Genomic DNA, 17,639 nt, shown 5'->3' with positions numbered 1-17,639 from the left:
TTACTGTATTATTGTGCAGATTGTTTCGAGAGTTGTTTAAATATTTCGTCCAGTGCATTCTTTTCGAGCTGAATACCCCTCAGCCGCCAGCCTTGTTGCACGCTGGCCGCTACCAGTGCCTCCACAATTTCCTGGTCGCCGCTAAAGAAGATGCGCGCTTTACGCGGGGTAGAGAACTCCACGCTCGTAATACCCGGAATGGTAAGCAGTGTATTGGCTGCCGGAGGGTTTTCCATTTCCATCAGAATACTGTGGGGCGCGATGTAGTTGTTAAACGCATCCATCGAATCGGCAAATACGACCCGTCCGCCTTCGATCATCGTTACTTCATCGCATAACACCTGCACTTCCGACAGGATATGGGAGGAGAAGATCACCGCGCGCTCGCGGGCAATTTCCCTTATCAATCCACGCACTTCGGTGATCTGGTTGGGATCCAGGCCGTTGGTAGGCTCATCCAGTACGACAAGTTTAGGTTCGTGGATGATGGCTTGAGCAATACCCACCCGCTGGCGGTAACCGCCCGACAGGTTACGGATAAGCCGGTTGGCATAATGTGCTACGCCGCAACGTTCCATCGCAGCACCTAAGGCCGCCTTGATGCCGGAAGAAGGAATCGCGCGCAGCTCGGCGCAGTAACGCAGGTACTCGGCCACGGTAAGGTCCATGTACAGGGGGGCCTGCTGCGGCAGGAAGCCGATCTGCTGTTTGGCCAGCTCGGGCTGCTGCCGCATATTGATGCCGTTAATGAAAACTTCGCCTTCGGTTTGCTTTAACGCTCCACACATAATGTTCATGGTGGTAGACTTTCCGGCACCATTGGAGCCTAAAAGCCCCATGATACCGGTTTGCCCGATTAGCATATTAATGTCACGGATCGCCCAGGCACTTGCATATTTATGCGACAAGTGCTCGAGCTTTACAATGCTCGTCATAGTATTTGCTTTATGTCTGTTTCGGTTTATGGATTGTTCTGCATGGCTGGATTGCTAAGCATAAAACTGTTGGGTATTCTCATCACCAGGCGGTTGGGTTGGTCCATGGTAACGGTGGTAGTGCTGCCGTCCTGGTTATAGGTAGTATGTGTAAAGGTCTGGCTGGCGAACAGTGGATCTACTGACAGGCGGCGCATATCGAACCACCGATATCCCTGGAGCGCGAACTCCCTGGTACGTTCATCGATCACGAAACGAATAAGCGCGTCCCGGTCCGCAGCCACATTCGATGGTACGGCTACTGCGGCGGCAGGCATCCTGTGCTTGCGAAGTTCCTCCAGGTCGGCCACAGCGCCTGGCAGATTATTACCACGCGCGAGGCACTCTGCCCGAAGCAGGTATAGCTCAGGCAACTGTAATCCGTACCGGTTATAGCGCACACCGTATTTGCGTAACAGGCCGCCGGCATTGGTACTGCCATCTACATCGCCGGTTGAATATAATTTGAGGCGCAGGTCGCGGCTGTCGTACAAAGCTGCGGCAGCAGGTGCGAGCAACAACGGGCGATTATTCAGCTGGAAAAACGACTGCGGTGAGGTGGTGAATATTTTGGATACGATATCTTCTGTAAAGTTGTTCGGATCGTTGCCCGGCCCGTCAAAACCAAAGTTCGGATCGGCGACGCCGGTTAAAAGCTGGTAGTCGAACAACTGCACGCTGCTGCCGGAAAGGCTGGTGAATGCATTATTCAGGTGTGGTAACGCATCGGCGTACCGCCCCATAAACACGTACACTTTACCCAGTAAACCCTCCGCCGCGGGTTTGGAGAAGCGGGTCCGGATGCGCGGCGTAACGGGCAGTACGGCAATCGCTTCTTCCAGGTCTTTGATGATGTGATCGTACATCTGCTGCACCGTGCCTCTTTCATAACGCTGAATGGTAGCATCGGGTATGGTGATGATCGGGAAACCTGGGTCGGTGGCAGCCGTGCCCGCAGCATAAGGTTTTGCGTAATAGTTGATCAGCTGCAGGTTCGTCCATGCTCTGCTGGCCAGCGCTTCGCCGCGCAGGGCGGCTTTTTGTGTTGCGGTACCACCAGCTGCCCCTCCCACTTCTGCGATCACTTTGTTGAACGTATACAGGTTGGTGACTGCGGTTTGCAGAAATACCGGTGGCTGATCATTGTCCTGGTATACGAGCGCCTCCCAGTTAAACAGGCGTGTAGCAAATATCTGCGTAGTCGACAAATACCTGCCCGAAGCAGCGGCATCATCGCCCATGATCATGGCTTCCGACCATCCTCCCGGAGCATACTCATTATCGCGGAACAGACCCATTTCGTTCATCAGCAGGTCATAATCTTCCACATTGGTGGCGATCCTTTTGCCCTGCGGTATCACGTCGAGGAAGCTGTCGCCGCAAGCAGTGAGCAGCAAACAAACGATATATATCAGCGGATAAATTCTTTTCATCTTCATAAACTCTTTTTTAAAGGTTAGAGTGTAACATTTAAGCCAGCGGTGTAGGTATGCCGGGCCGCAGGTGTAACCCTGCCTCCGCCGCGCGGACTGATAAACTCCGGATCAATATCGCGGTCATTGGCCTTCCATACCATGAAGTTGCCGGCCTGTACAAACACGTTCACCTGTTTAACGTGCAGCAGCCGCAGGGCCGCGGGCTGCAGGTCATAAGACAAGGTGATGTCCCGCACTTTGACATAAGAAGCATCGAGCACATTTCTGTCAGCATATACATAATAGTTCGTGTGGCGACGTGTAGCATCGGTGTACATGTCTGCTACATAAGAAGGAATGTCGGTCTTTGCCTCGTCACCCGGCTGTTTCCAGCGGTTGAGGAAGTAGGTAGAAAGGTTGTTACCACTGATGCCGCCATACATCCCCGTCTGCGCCAGCTGGCCTGAATAACTGTTGTTTACGTCTGCCCGCATCACATGCCCGAAGCTGTATACCATGTTCACGCCCAGGCTCCAGCCTTTGTAGTCGAACGTATTGCGGAAGCCGCCATTTACCACGGGCTGCGTCGTGCCACTGTACACCATATCCTTCACCGTAGCGATATTAGGTGCCTTTGTAGTGGATTTGTCTGCCAGGTAAATCAGCGGATCGCCCATATTGTCGAGCCCTGCATAACGGTAAGAGAACAGGGTTTGGGCGGAATAACCGACGATGTGGTTGGAGAACAACCTGCCCATCGGCGTATTGGAGTAAGAAGATGCGGAGGGAACGCCCAGCGATAATAACTTATTCCGGTTATGGCCGATAATCAAATCGGTAGACCAGCGGAAGTCGCCGGCAATGATGTTCTGAGCGTGCAGTTCTAAGTCGATACCTTTATTCTCCATATCACCCAGGTTACCCATCGTTACGGCAAAGCCGGAGAAAGGATTTAAGCGCAGGGTTGCGAGCAGGCCTTCTGTTTTACGTTGATAATAGTTGAACACGCCATGCAATCTGCCCTGAAGTATCCGGAAGTTTAAACCGGCGTTGATGGTGCGGGTCGCTTCCCAGGTAAGTTTGGGGTTGGCAATTGTTTCTACCGTTAAGGCATCGCCGGCAATACTGCCCGATTGCGATTGCGGCATGGCGTTTAAGATATCCATCGAAGTGCCATTGCCGGCAATAGCGGCCGGTGAGTTACCCGTAACGCCATAGCTCAACCGCAGGCCGAGTTCATTTACCCAGCTTATGCGCTGCATAAACTGCTCCTTGTTGATCTGCCACTTACCACCTATGCTGTATGCTGGTTTGTTTTGCGCGGCAATATCGGCACCGAACAGGTTACTCTGATCGCGCCTCCAGCTAAGGTCCAGGCTGTAACGATCATCGAACGTATAGTTACCCAGCGCGAAGTAAGAACGGAAGCGGGATAAAACCGTAGTGATATCAAAGGGCCGTACGCCCAATGACGCAAAGCCGGTCACCGTTCCGAAGTTGGGCTGACTTAAGGTGGCATAGTCTATCAGCGGATAAGAACCCAGCTGCCTGTCATAACCAAGTAAGGTCGTTTGTGTGGAGGAACTGAAGTTCTCTAATACCTCCTGCCCAGCCTGCAGCGACAAGGCATCTCTGCCCTGGCGAACACGCGTATCATATACCAGCTGATTGCGCACCGTCCAGTTTCTTTGCTCAAAGCTGGTGGTGCTGTACATACCGCCGGTGGCAGGCAGCAGATACTGTGGAACATCGTTTTCAGTGGGCGCAATGGTAAAATTCAGCTGTTGCATGCGCTGCATGTAGGAGCGGTTGTCGGTATATGTTTCCTGTGTGCCGGGATTCTTAATATATCCGAAAACACCCTGGTAGCTCAATCCCCGCCAGATATTTGCCGTTACGTTCGCGGTAAGGTTCATAGACAGGGCGTTGCTTTTCGACTCGTTATATTGCTGGTCAATTAACGGGTAATAATCGAGGTTAACACGGCTTCTCGACTGGTAGTCGTTGCGCAGCGAATCGTTCCACTGCATCAGCGAAGCGAAGTTAAGGTCGTTGCCTGCGCCATCCTTGAACAACTGGTAAGGCAGGAAACTATAGGAGGCTGAGAGGCCGCCTCTTTTGCTGGTATTCCTGTTGATCAGCGTTGTGTTTAAGCCTATAGTGACGCGTTTACCAACATTGAACTGCTGCGACACGTTAAACTTATAACTGTTATCGCGCTCACCGGGCGTGGGTGACTGTACACCAGTATAACCGAGAGAGGCATAAAAAGAATAGTTATCCGTGCCACCCGAAGCGGAAACCGTGTGGTTAGTCAGCATCGCATTGCGGTACAACATGTCACGTATCTGCCCGCGGTTGCTGATATTCGCCATACTATCCAGCAGGTGATCGGCGGTGGCGGAAGAAATGAGGCCAAGGTATTCGTCGTACATCACCCTTGTATGGGGCAGCATGTTGGAATAGGCAAACGTTTCGGCGGGATAAACGTCCGGTGCGAAGATTTCACGCGAAGTTTCGATAAACTGCCGGCTGTTCATGTACGGTACATAGTCCAGGTGCGGCTTGCCGCTGAACGTATAGTTGCCCGCATAGTTCACCTGCAGGCGTTGCTTTTTCTGACCGTCGCGGGTACGTACCACGATCACCCCGTTACTGGCCCTGGCACCATAGATGGCCGCAGCGGCCGCATCTTTCAATACTGTAATATCTTCTATATCCTGCGGATTCACCGTGCTAAAGTCGGTAACGATCACGCCGTTCACCACGTATATCGGGTCATTGGTTGAGTTAACAGAGCCGAGACCGCGTATCACCACTTTATTGGTTTGTACACCGGGATTTAATACGTCCTGGTTGAAAGTATTAGGCATTACCGTGAGACCGGCAATTTGCCCGTCGAGTCGCGACAGGATATCGTTCGTGGTGGCGCGTTGCTGAAATACTTTCATATCTGCCTGGGCAAAAGCGCCCGTGGCCCGCTCGCGCGACACTTCCTGGTAACCCGTACTGTATACGATTTTCACTCCCGAAAGCGCTGTTACTTTGTAGTTCAGTACCACCATATGTTCCTGGAACGTGGCGGGAATAGCCATCCTTTCGTAGTTGATGCTGCTGAAAATGATCGAGTCGCCCTGTTTTACATTGCGGAGCAAAAACTGACCATGCTCGCCGGATACGGTCATTTGTTTACCTTCCTTCGCCACAACGGTAATGCCGCTCAGGCGGTTGTTATGAATATCGGTGATCACTCCTTTCACGTCTCCCCTCATCTCCTGCACACCGCTGTAGGGAATGCCGACTGTCACTTGCTCGGGGCGACGGGTGATGAAGATGGTGTTACCTTCTATGGAATAGTCGAGCGGCTGGTTGTTCAATACCTTTCGCAACGCTTCTTCGAGCGATGCCTGCTTCAATTCGAGCGTGACATGGTTTAAGCCGGTGAGGTCTTCGTTACGATAAAAAAACTTGTAACTCGTTTGTGCTTTGATAGCAGCAAACACCTGTTGTACGGCAACATTTTTACCGGAGTAATTGATCGTTTGAGCCATCGACCTGGCGCTAAGCTGTAAAGCAAAAGCCATCAGCATGATGGATACTAATTTCATAGCTCTTTCAATTTTGGTTGATGCTCCTGCCCTTCCTTTGGACACACGGCGGAGCGTGATGCAATGATCCTTCATTTGCATTCCGATAATTTAAGTGAACAATGCGGTTAAGACACCTTGCAGCGCAGCATCGGCTATAGCCAGGGCAGGACGCCAATCTTTGCCCCCGGATCAATAGTGTATGCGGCTGTTTAATTCTGGTTGATTACTCGTTCTTCGCTAAAGTCCCGGCGGGACGGAATCCACTGATTTTTTCATACTTTTACGCTGTTTAAGTTTGACAATAGGCTTTTTTAAGACACCTGTTTAAAAACAAAACGGAACCGGGACAGGACGCCAATCTTTGCACCCGGTTTTTTTTATTGACCACTATGGTTGAATTATCAATTGATGCTCCCCCTCTAACCGGTAACGGATGCGGGTTTTCGCCAAACCGTTCAGCACCTGCGTAAGCGTGAGTGAACGGTCTATCTCCCCGCTGAAAGTACCCTCCGGTATTGCTCCTTCGTACCTCACTTCTATGTCGTACCAACGCTCCAGCTGCCGCATTACCGTTTGAATGTCCGCATTCGCGAAGGCGAAGCTGCCGTTCTTCCACGCTACCACTTCCGCTGTATTCACCGGGGCTACCGCTATATCGCGGCTTCCCGCCAATATACCGGCCTGCTCGCCGGGCCGCAGCACTTTACCGGCGGCGTCGTTCGTCACTTTTACCGCACCACTCAGCAACGTGGTGTATATGCCGGCTTCATTATAGTAAGCATTGATGTTAAAGCTCGTACCCAGTACCAGCACTTCGGTACGATCATTTACTTTTACCTTGAAGGGCTGCTGCGCGATTTGCGCCACTTCGAAATAAGCTTCCCCCGCTACCGTCACCTGGCGCTCCCGGCCATCGAAGTGCGTGGGATAAGTAAGACTGCTGGCTGCGTTCAGCCATACCTTCGTACCATCCGGCAGTATTACCCGGAACTGGCGGCCTTTCGGTGTAGACACGGTATTGAAAGCCACCGCACCATCCCCGCCGTGCTGGTCATAAAGCAGCGCACCATTCTGTATATGCACAGTAGCGCCTGACTGCACCGCCACCTGCCCGTTACCGAGACTATCCAGCAGCACCTGTTCGCCATTGGCGAGTGTTAGTATTGCACCCGATTTGCCGGGTTGTACGTCCACTACAGCCGCTACCTGCGTTTGTGGCACCGGTTGCTGACGTAACAGGGCGTAACCACCGCCGGCCAGCAATACCACGGCCGCCGCGGCCGCCCACCAGTAACGCCGCAGGAAGTGAACCCGGTGAATGGCCGGGCGCACAGTATCCTGGGCTATTGCATCAAACAGTTGGTTTTTGATTTCCTTACCTATATCATCCTTCGTCGATGCAAAGTCGGGCGGGGCCGGCGACCGGTATTCGAGCAGCTGCATATAGCGCTCCACGAACTCCGTCTCCGCAGGACTGGCCGTACCGGCAGTATACCGTTCCAGCATCCTGAAAAAATGAATAATATCTTCTGATTCGGGTTTAATCACAACAGGCGTTTAGGTATATAGACAAGCTTTAAAGCCGATCTTCCCGTCCTGTACCCAACTTTTTTTATTTCCTGGGAAAGAATGACTGCATTAGCATTAATGCAGGCAGCAGGTGGCCGTAATGCGTGCGCAGATATTGCACGGCGGCGCTCAGCTGATTTTGTACCGTTTTTTGGGAGATGCCCATCTTCTCGGCAATTTCGGCGGTAGTAAGGTGTTCGAAATAGTGGCGGATGAATATCTCGCGGCGGCGTTCCGGAAGGGTGGTTATCCAGGCGCCGATCATCGCGATCAGGTCTTTCTGCAGCAGGTTCTGGTCCGCCTCGTACAGGGAGGCGCCATGATTTTCGAGGATATCGAAGAAGTAAACATCCTTCTTCCCGACAAGTTTGTTGATAACGCGGTTGTAAACAGCTTTACCCAGATAAGCGGGCACGTTGGAAATGTCTCGTTGTCCACGCAGGCGCCAGATATCCATAAATACATCATTCACCACTTCGCGGGCTAACTGATCGTCGGCCAGCTTGCGGTAAGCGGATAAATATAGTTGCTCCCAGTATCGCTCAAACAGCTGGCCCAAAGCTTCCTCTGACCCCGCAGCGATCCTGGCGATCAGATCCTGGTCGGTATTTGTTGTTTCCCCTGACAATATAGCGTTATTGCATTCTCCGGATAAAAGTAGCGAAAATACCCTATAGATGGGTAGGGTAATTTCGCAACGATGGGTTTATGCCTTCTTCGCGGATGCCCGCGTACTCTTCCACGCCCAGTATACCAGCGCCGGCTGAAAGAACAGGCGGGTCAACCTTTTGGCATCAGTATCCAGCCCGAATGCACTTCGTTTATTCACGTATTGGGAAATATTGCCGGGAAAAACGGCTACGAAAAAGGCGGCAGCGATGGTCCCTACTGTGGGGCGGTACTTCTTCGGTGCCACCAATAACGCACTGCCCAGGGCGATTTCGGCAACACCGGAATACACCACGGTATCATCCTTCTTCAACGGCACCCAATCGGGCACCTGTGCCTGAAACTCCTTGCGGGCAAAGGTAAGATGACTAATGCCGGCGTATATGAGGCTGGCCCCCAGCAGTAAACGGGCGCCATTTGCTACGGTTTCCTTTTTCATAAGATATGTTTTGGCAGAGAGGATGCAAATATTAGTCCATCTCGTACACCCTTGCACCGGCCTCAAACCGTGTTTCCTTTACAGCCGCCGCGCCGTTAAAGCGGTATTGCACACCTACGATGCCCGCAGGCTTGTTGGGGAAGGTTAAGTGGTGTGCCTTTTTATTATTTACATAGATCGTTGCCTCCCGGCCCACCGTTTCCACGCGCAGGGAAGTCCATTCGGTGAGGTCGCAGCCGAAACCTGACAGGTCAGCGAACTTACTTTCTACCCGGTAGCCGCAAAAGTACAACACCAGGTCACCTACACAAGATTTGTCGGCCAGTGGAATAATAATCACATCATCTTTACACTGGATAAGCACCTGCGATTGATGGCAGGCATTTGACCCGTCATCGAAATCGTTTTTCACCATCGTTTCGAACGTGAAGTGATCGCTCATTAACAGGCCCATATCGCGCTGGTTAAAGAAACGTACAAGTGGTGGCAGCGACGCATGGTCTGCGAGCATATTTTCTGTCACCGCCACTACGCCATCCTTTTCGCAATCTTCCTTTTTGAAGTAAACTGGCGCCGGATCATGTTCCAACAAACACAACCAGCCGTTGGAAGTGATCCACAGGCCCTGCGTTTTCACAACCTGGTCATTGGCGATCAGTTTGGTGTTAAAATAACCGGGATAATAGTAAATGGCCGAATGCGCATGCTGATCGGGTGACACCCGCGTTCTGCGCGACATGTCCCAGGTTTGAACAATGAACAGCGAATCGGGCTTTTCGCGGGCGGCGTAGTTAAAGATCACCGAGTTGGGTACGCCATTGGCGATGACCTTGTTGAGACTGAACTCAAAGTTCGCGGCATCGTAAGTAGTAGATGGTGCTTTTGCGGGCAGGAAAAACACTAACAGCGCAGCAATGCCGATTAAACCGGCGGCACCGGCGGCGAGCATCCACCGCGATTTCCATGGTCGTATCGTCTTATCAGCCGGAGCACTGCCGGGCGCAACCACTTGCTCCGAACTTGCAACGTTATTTAAACCACCAGCCGGTAAAGCTACTTCGGAACCAGTACCAGGTGTTACAGCGTTATTCAAACCTGCGGCACCGTTCAAACCATTGGCAGCGGGTGCCGCTTCGTTCACTCCCCCAACTTTCGCAGTGCCGTCTTCTTCCGATTCCCTGGCCGCTATACCTAACTTGAACGCCTGCCAGTCCTCCGCCGCGGCATACTGCGCCAGGGCGTTCAGCGTACTTAACGTGGGTGCGCTGTCGTACTTCAGCCTGCCGAACACCCGCTTTAACGTTGTCACGCTCAGGCGCACCTGGGCACGGTCATAAACCGCGTCGGACAGCTTCTCAAAATCGTAACTCGACCAATCCTTACTGGCCCCGCGGGCGAAGGTGCGCTCCATTTGCCGGAGCAGTAAGGACAGGTAGTATGTATCGCCTTTGTTATTCATTATCAATACTTAAGCATGTTTGAATGTACTTGCACAGGTTTGGCGCACACTTGCACGAAGGCTTTACACGGGGCACACTTAACTTGCCTGCATCGTTTCTTAAAGTTAAAAAATATGACCTTGACATTCGTAAAAACATCCGCCATTCTTATCCTGGTTACCCTGCATGGTATTGCAGCACAGGCGCAAACGCCCCGTAAGGCGATCAACATCCCGATGGAACCTGCGCATTGGCAATATGATACCGCCGGCGCGGAATTTATCACCTATCAAAACTACAAAGCCGTTCATATCAAACAGGCGCCCCCACTGATCCCGAAGAACGTGCAGTTCTCCAACGGTACCATCGAGTTCGACGCGGCCTTCGGCTACGGCTTCCCGGGCATTACGTTCCGCATTTCGCCCGATGGCAGGAACGCCGACCACTTTTACCTGCGCTACTTTGGCACCACCTCCCCGCACAGCCGCGTCACGTTGCAATACTCCGCCATGATTGACAGCATGAGCCTGTGGGACCTCACCGACGAGTACCAGGCCGGCGCGGCACTCAGGATTCCGGGGTGGAATCATGTAAGGTTAGTGATATCAGGCAAACAGATGCGGGCATATGTAAACGACATGACCCGGCCTGCACTGATCGTACCTGCGCTGGAAGGCTCGTCAGAAAGCGGCCGCATCGCATTTTCAGGCGGTGAGATTTACCTTGCCAACCTGGTGATCACCCCCAACGCCGTTGAAGACCTTAGCCCGGTAAAAGGCTACGTATCTGCCTATAACGATACCCGCTACCTGCGCAACTGGCAGGTGAGTAAAGCCTTTCCTTTCCCTTTCGGACAGGATGTTGCACCCAGGTTCCGCAACCAGGTCAGTCCTCACTATCCCGATAGCACGACCACATGGACGCCATCCGTTACTGAAGACCGCGGCATCCTGAACCTTACCCGCGCGCTCGGTGCCACCGACTTCCGCAACCGGCGGCTGGCCTGGGCAAAAACGGTTATTGAATCGGATAGTACGCAGGACCGGTTGCTGCATATGGGTTTTAGCGATGAGATGTGGTTATTTGTCAATGGCGAACTGGTACATGTAGATAAAAACCATTTCGGTACGCCCGGGCAAAAGTTCCCCCAGGGTCGGTGCACGATCGAGAATACGGTGGTGAAGCTGCCGTTAAAGAAAGGAAAGAATGAAATACTGGTCGGCCTCTCCAACTACTTCTACGGCTGGGGACTCATCGCCCGGCTGGATGCTACAGACGGCCTGCGTTTATAACCATGTTTTCCGCTCCTTATGCAACAGGTCGAAGTTAAATTGTAAACGCAGCAGGAAGTAACGGCCCAGTACATTAGACGTGCGGTTTTCCACGTAAGAGGGCGTAACGTTACGGTGTACGTTCTGCTGGTTATTAAACAGATCGCTGACAGAGGCGATCAACGTAAGCCGCTCGTTCTTAAGGAACCGCCGCTCTACCGTCACCGCCAGGCGATGCATGCGGCGGCCCATATCGGGCGGCAGCTGGTTGTTTAACGTATAGTTATACTGCAGGCTGCCGCCCATCTTTTTTATGCCCAGTATGTCCACCGCGGCCAGGTATTGCACCTGCTGCGTTTCCACCGTATTAAGACCTTCCAGACTGTTGATCGAACGGCTCCAGGAATACGTGACGCCGGTGTTAAAACCCAGCACTTCACTGTGGTGGGCACCGCCGTTCAAAGAACCAGCCATACTCCAGCGACTGGCCTCGTTGCGCTTTGCATCCAGGTAACTCACATCTCTGCCGTTAGACACGCTGGCGTTAATGCCGCCCCTTACCATCCATTTGCCGATATGATTGGCCGAGTTCATATTGCCCGACATCCGGAAGCTCTGCGTACCATTGGTATTACGGAACCGGGTGACCTGCCGCCTTAAACTATCGTAACTAATGTCCTCCACGATCTGGTTCTGCGTCACCGACCCGTCCAGCGCAATACTGCCTCCGAGTCCGCTTTTTGGCTGAAACATCGAGAGGTTGACGGACGCACTGTGATCCATCGTACTCTTTAGCGACGGGTTACCAATAATAACGGCCAGCGGGTTGCGGTTGTCGATAATCGGCGATCGTTCATAAGGAGACGGCGCGCTGGTGCTATTGTTGTAAGAAACATTGATACTGCCCCATTCAAAACTCTGATCGATGGTAACAGACGGCGAGAACTGCTGTTGTTTGATCACGACCGAAGAATCTTCCCAAAGGAATTTACTGCGCTGGTCCAGGAAACTCCAGGCGCCGTTTAACGTAATACCAAAGTTATTGAGGCGATATCCCAGGCTTACATAAGGTTGCTGGTAAATATTGTCCATCCGGTTATGGGCAGATAAGAGCGAATCCGGTTTCGTGTAGCCAGCCGGTGTAGCATTAAAAGTTTCGCGCTGCTGGTTATTGCCTGCATAATTGAACCGGTACCCACCGGCCAGGGATATGTCTTTCAACAACATATAAGACAATTCCAGGCTCAGTGTATGCGATTGCGAGAGGTTATCGTTAAATGACCGCTGGTCCAGCGTATCGGATGGTTTCTTCAAAAACGAATTGATGGAATACTGAAATCCATCTCCGTCACTGAGATTAAACGAGCTTCCATATTGCGCGTTGAGCGATCCTTTACGGTTGCGCGTCATCCGCCGGTAACTGATAGTGGAAGACAGGTTCTGTGATTTGCTGGCGTCTTTACGCCGGCTATTGGTAGCATTGATGAGTGTACCTTCTTCACTGAGCGAGGAAGCACTGTTATTGCCAAGAGATTCGTTATTCCGGAACGAAGCGGACAACTGGAAATTCCAGTTCGTAAGCGAATCGGCATCGTAATTCATCCTGGCGTTCAGGTTATGACCACTGGTTTCATTCTGATTATTGTTAGTCGTCTTGTTGGTAAAACTGCTATCCGGCAAAAAGTTGATACGTTCCGACTGCATTTCCGTGTACATCGAATTGCGGATGATGCTGTAGTCAACATCCACATGTGCTTTTTTTCCTACCTCCACGTTAGACGTCATATTTACCGACTCATTACGGATGCGCCCCCTGCTGCCGGTATAGTTGCCCTGCCCAAGGTTCCCGGCTTGTCCGTAGGCGCCAAAACGCACCTTTCCTCCAAGACGATTTAAGGAGAGCGCCCCACTGTAACGCTCCTGTGTGCCGGCCGCAGCATACGCTTTACCCAGGAAGCCCTGCTTTTTATCACTCTTCAGGGTAAGGTTGATGGTGAGGTTCTGCGACCGCTTCTTGGGGCCGGGTGTTAGTTCGTCCAGTTTGGTATACGTGGTCGCTACCTGCACCTTTTCGATAATATAAGCTGGCAGGTTTTCTACCGACATATCCAAGTCGCCGGCGTAAAAGTCTTTGCCCTCCAGTTGTATACGGTCTACCCGTTTACCGAATAACGTGATGCCGCCCGATGCGTCGATGACCACGCCCGGCAGCCTCATAATCAAGTCGCGCACGGTACCATTTGGTTTTACCGGGTAAGCCGGGGCATGAAATTCCAGCGTATCCTTTCGATAAGTAAAGGGTGCACGCGGAGCCACTACACTTACTCCTTTTAATTCGATCGGCAGCACCGCGATCGCCCAGTTCACACTATCCAGGTGCGGATGGGCGGCCGGGAGCTTAAATACCGCCACCGTATCGCGATATCCCTGGCGGGTGATAAATACTTCGAAAGGCTGATCCAGGGGTAACCCTGTTAAACGGTATACACCTTCGGCATTGGTAGCGGCATAAGTGATGAGGGAACTATCTTTCGCCCGCACCGCAGACACGGTAGCTGCCTCAAGCGGTTTACGGCTGGCCGCATCTGTTACCCGGCCCGAAATACGGCCGTTACGGTTAGCCTGCGCTGCCGCCAGTCCCGAAACGAGCAGCAACAACATAAGCAGGCAGAGGCAACGCGGACTTTTACACATGTTTACCGGAGAAAATTTTATTGGGTATAGTTTTCTTGTGAGGCTGAACTGTTACGCATGCGGTTTGCTTTGCTCCGCGCCAATCCTTCGTCGGGCTACGCAGCAAATATACACATCGCTTCTGTATTTTATCAAAACACGATGTATCTTACCTGGCGACTACTCACCGGTTTAAAACAACCCATCCGTTTATGAAATTCTACGCTTTATTACTTAGCGCATTCCTGCTCAGCGCCACCACGACTACCGCTCAGCAGTTCGTCATGAAGTACGGCGATACTTCCCGTAAGGGACTTCCTTATTCCAAAGATCCGCACGTCGTATCTTTCAAAGGGCGGTACCTGATGTACTTCTCTATTCCACCCTTCGCCAACAACCCTGCTTCCGGCTGGAATATTGGTATTGCCGAGAGCAAAGACCTTGTGCAATGGAACAAGGTGGGTGAAATACGGCCGGCAGCAGGTGCAGCCTATGAGCAAAAGGGCCTCTGTGCCCCCGGCGCCATTGTACGCAACGATACCGTACACCTGTTTTACCAGACTTACGGCAACGGGAAAAACGATGCCATCTGCCATGCCTGGTCGGCCGACGGACTTACGTTCACCCGCAACAGCTCCAATCCTATTTTTCACCCCACCGGCAGCTGGACGAGCGGGCGGGCCATTGATGCGGAAGTAGCGTTCTTCAACAACAAGTACTTCCTCTACTTCGCCACCCGCGACACGGCGATGAAAATACAGATGATCGGGGTAGCCACGGCACCGGCACACACGAACTTTAACCGCGACCAGTGGAAACAGGCGGCCGGCAAACCCATTCTTTATCCGCAGCTGGACTGGGAAGGCGAATGTATAGAAGGCGCGTCGATTATTGAACGCGGCAACCGCCTGTTCATGTTTTATGCAGGTGCGTACAACAATGCGCCACAGCAGATCGGGCTGGCGGTCAGTGAAGACGGCATTAACTGGCAGCGCCTGTCGCAGCAGCCTTTTCTGCCAAACGGTAAACCGGGCGAATGGAACAGCAGTGAGTCCGGGCATCCGCATATATTCGACGATAAAGACGGCAGGACTTACCTGTTTTACCAGGGCAACAATGATAAGGGCAGAACGTGGTTATTAACGCAGGAAGAAGTGTTTTGGGACGGCAAATCGTTTAAAAGGAAAGGATAAAAGCACGCAGGCAGCCGGAAAAGCCGGCTGCCTGCGCTGTAAAAAACCTGCGAGGGTTATGCCCCCATCTTCGCCTTCAATAATTCATCCAGCTTCGGGCTATATCCCGTAAACTTCTCCACGATCTTACCCTCCCTGTCGAGCAGGAACATGGTGGGAATACCCTGGATCATAAACTCCGACATGGTTTTGTTCATATCAGGGCTCAGCACCTGCGACCATGGCATTTGTTCTTCCGACATGGCTCTTCTCCAGGCGTTACTGTCTTTGTCCACAGATACGCTCAGAATCTCGAAACCTTTGTCTTTGTACAGGCCGTATAACTCCTTCAACCTGGGAATGGATTTGCGGCAGGGGCCACACCAGCTTGCCCAGAAGTCGACAATTACGTATTTGCCTTTGAAAGATGCCAGCGTAGTCACATTGCCATCGGGATTAGCGTAGGCGATGTTCGGCGGCACAGCACCTTTGGCCAGTGCACGCTCCTGTGCGAGACGGGCGTTGATTTCTTTTTTGGCGAGCAGGGCTTCTTCGAAAGATGGATTAGCAGCGAGCAACTTATCCAATTGTGTTAACGCAAACTGCGCATCTCTTTTGGTATTCATCGTTGCCAACAAATACACCGATGCAGGATTGCTGATCGACGCTTCTATCAAAGCACGTTCTCTTGCAGCACCCTGCTCTTCGACTTTGCGGTATAGCATCTGCCTGCGGTAAAATACGTACCAGGCAGAATCTACGCTACGGCGCTTCTGCGCGGCAAAGCCCTCGTCCAGCAGTTCGCCCAGCAATTCTTCATCCAGGAAACGGTTGTACATCGCCAGGTTGATGAGTTGCGTACCGGCAGACTTGCTCGTCATCTTTACGAAGCCGGAGTTCTTGCGCTGGTATTTGGAGGTATCGTAACCACGCGCGACTACTTCCACATCCTGATCGGCCCAGAACGCGGTGGTTTGCCACATGAGGATGTCCAGCTGATAAATGCCTGGCTTGCTCACGGCCAGTTTAAAACTAAAGCTGCCATCGGGCTTCACGACTACGGAGTCAACTGTTTTGGCAGCCGCACCCAAACCTTTCTTCAGCCAAACCATGTTGTATTTCTTCAGCATGTCCGGGTTCTGGTATTGTACCTTGCCGGTGATGCTGATCTGTTTCTTCACCTGCGCGCCGGCTGCTACTGCGAACAGTAACAGGGCGGCCAGCAAGCTGTATTTGTTGAATACTTTCATTGTCATTAGTTGCTAAAAATAGATTTCAGTTTCTCGTCCAGCTCGCGGCTTTCTGCTCCCTGCCAGCGGGCAATGATATTACCGCTACGGTCGATCAGCAGTTTGGTGGGATACGCATCTACACCGTACATTTTCACTACGTCCGTTTTCATACCGATCTCGTTGTTCAGTACTTGTGGCCAGGTAAGTCCGTCCGCCTGGATCGCTTTCTTCCATAAGGTTTCTGCTTCTTTCTGACCACTTACTTTTTCACTTGCTACGCCGAGTATCTCAAAACCTTTGTCTTTATAGGTAGCGTACAACTCCTTCAGGTGCGGGTTGGCAGCGCGGCAAGGTGCGCACCAGCTGCCCCAGAAGTCGATGAGTACATACTTGCCTTTGAATTGCGACAGGCTGATAAAGTTGCCATCGGGAGAAGGTTTGGAGAACTCAGGCGCGGGGCCTGACTTGGCAGTAGCCGCCACGATCTCGATCCGCGAAGCAACGGCCTGACCGAAGCTGTTGCTTTTCAACGAAGCATCCAATCCTTCATATGCCGCCTTCAACTCGGTGAGTGAATACTCTTTTGCCGTGCGGGCGAGCAGCCAGGCGCTGGCGTAAGCAGCCGGATTTTCTTTGATAAACTTCTTATGGATCGCATTCAGTCCCTGATAGTTGGTGAGCATCTTTTTGCCAACCTCGTCAAGACCATCCTTCACACCCATCTTACGTAGCTGCATCAGGTTCTGTTGCAGTTCTTTTCTTTCTGCCAAATTCGCACGTTCGGCCTCGCGCAGGGCGTTGAAGCTGGCGTTATACGCATCGCCTGTTACGGTAGCCATATTCAGATCTTCGGCGGTGCCGGTAATCGTGAGTTTACAATCTTTGCTCAACACCACATCCAGCGGTTGGGCAGGAATGGCCATGGAGTTCTGGCGCTCACCGAGGTACAGGTTCCTGTCAAGACTGGTGTTCAACCGCGCAACAACGGGCGTTTCGGGCGCTGTGCCTTCCAGCGTGAAGGAGCCGTCAACGGCATCTACCGACTTCGTTACGTTTTCCTTCCCATCGAAATAATTGATCACGATCTTCTCGTTACCCTGGTTCTTCAGTGTACCCGTGATGCGGTACGTGCCCTGGGCAAACGCGGATGCCAGGCTGGCACATACTGCTAATGCGGTTAATAATGTTGGTTTCAT

Annotated in this window: 12 protein-coding genes; 2 read left to right on the top strand and 10 right to left on the bottom strand. The window is 52.2% G+C overall.

Going from position 1 to position 17,639, the window contains the following annotated elements; all coding sequences use genetic code 11:
* Positions 1–8: 8 nt before the first annotated feature.
* From MKQ68_RS03670 to MKQ68_RS03640, 7 genes are all read right to left on the bottom strand, one after another.
* Entirely contained in the window at positions 9–935 is a 927-nt protein-coding gene (locus MKQ68_RS03670; protein ID WP_264282129.1) for an ABC transporter ATP-binding protein, read from the bottom strand.
* A gap of 26 nt (positions 936–961) precedes the next feature.
* Complete coding sequence (locus MKQ68_RS03665; protein WP_264282128.1) at positions 962–2,413, bottom strand: RagB/SusD family nutrient uptake outer membrane protein; 1,452 nt, start codon at positions 2,411–2,413, stop codon at positions 962–964.
* A gap of 17 nt (positions 2,414–2,430) precedes the next feature.
* Positions 2,431–5,997: a SusC/RagA family TonB-linked outer membrane protein gene (locus MKQ68_RS03660; RefSeq protein WP_264282127.1), complete on the bottom strand. Its 3,567-nt coding sequence runs from the start codon at positions 5,995–5,997 to the stop codon at positions 2,431–2,433.
* A gap of 369 nt (positions 5,998–6,366) precedes the next feature.
* Positions 6,367–7,527, bottom strand: coding sequence for a FecR family protein (locus MKQ68_RS03655; RefSeq protein WP_264282126.1), 1,161 nt, complete (start codon positions 7,525–7,527; stop codon positions 6,367–6,369).
* A 64-nt stretch (positions 7,528–7,591) separates the two neighbouring features.
* Positions 7,592–8,176: an RNA polymerase sigma factor gene (locus tag MKQ68_RS03650; RefSeq protein ID WP_244841673.1), complete on the bottom strand. Its 585-nt coding sequence runs from the start codon at positions 8,174–8,176 to the stop codon at positions 7,592–7,594.
* A 78-nt stretch (positions 8,177–8,254) separates the two neighbouring features.
* On the bottom strand, positions 8,255–8,656 hold the full coding sequence (locus MKQ68_RS03645) for a DoxX family protein (RefSeq protein WP_244841674.1): 402 nt from the start codon (positions 8,654–8,656) through the stop codon (positions 8,255–8,257).
* 31 nt (positions 8,657–8,687) lie between these two features.
* The gene (locus MKQ68_RS03640) at positions 8,688–10,115 is read right to left on the bottom strand and encodes a hypothetical protein (RefSeq protein WP_264282125.1); all 1,428 of its coding nucleotides are present in this window, start codon (positions 10,113–10,115) and stop codon (positions 8,688–8,690) included.
* Positions 10,116–10,229: 114 nt separating this feature from the next.
* On the opposite strand from MKQ68_RS03640, the gene MKQ68_RS03635 reads away from it, so the two are divergent.
* Positions 10,230–11,387: a hypothetical protein gene (locus MKQ68_RS03635; protein ID WP_264282124.1), complete on the top strand. Its 1,158-nt coding sequence runs from the start codon at positions 10,230–10,232 to the stop codon at positions 11,385–11,387.
* Here the strand turns inward: MKQ68_RS03635 and MKQ68_RS03630 are convergent.
* Entirely contained in the window at positions 11,382–14,060 is a 2,679-nt protein-coding gene (locus MKQ68_RS03630) for a TonB-dependent receptor (RefSeq protein ID WP_264282123.1), read from the bottom strand. The genes MKQ68_RS03635 and MKQ68_RS03630 overlap by 6 nt on opposite strands.
* 191 nt (positions 14,061–14,251) lie before the next feature.
* On the opposite strand from MKQ68_RS03630, the gene MKQ68_RS03625 reads away from it, so the two are divergent.
* Positions 14,252–15,232 carry a family 43 glycosylhydrolase gene (locus tag MKQ68_RS03625; protein ID WP_264282122.1) on the top strand — a complete coding sequence of 327 codons (981 nt, stop codon included), beginning with the start codon at positions 14,252–14,254 and terminating at the stop codon, positions 15,230–15,232.
* Between the two features lie 56 nt (positions 15,233–15,288).
* Here MKQ68_RS03625 and MKQ68_RS03620 read toward each other — a convergent pair whose 3' ends face one another.
* Complete coding sequence (locus tag MKQ68_RS03620) at positions 15,289–16,461, bottom strand: TlpA disulfide reductase family protein (RefSeq protein WP_264282121.1); 1,173 nt, start codon at positions 16,459–16,461, stop codon at positions 15,289–15,291.
* Positions 16,462–16,466: 5 nt separating this feature from the next.
* Positions 16,467–17,639 carry a TlpA disulfide reductase family protein gene (locus MKQ68_RS03615; protein WP_264282120.1) on the bottom strand — a complete coding sequence of 391 codons (1,173 nt, stop codon included), beginning with the start codon at positions 17,637–17,639 and terminating at the stop codon, positions 16,467–16,469.

It is taken from the genome of Chitinophaga horti (assembly GCF_022867795.2).
GTDB classification, from domain to species: domain Bacteria; phylum Bacteroidota; class Bacteroidia; order Chitinophagales; family Chitinophagaceae; genus Chitinophaga; species Chitinophaga horti.
Note: the sequence above shows the minus strand (reverse complement) of the source record. Positions and strands in the feature narration are given on the sequence as shown.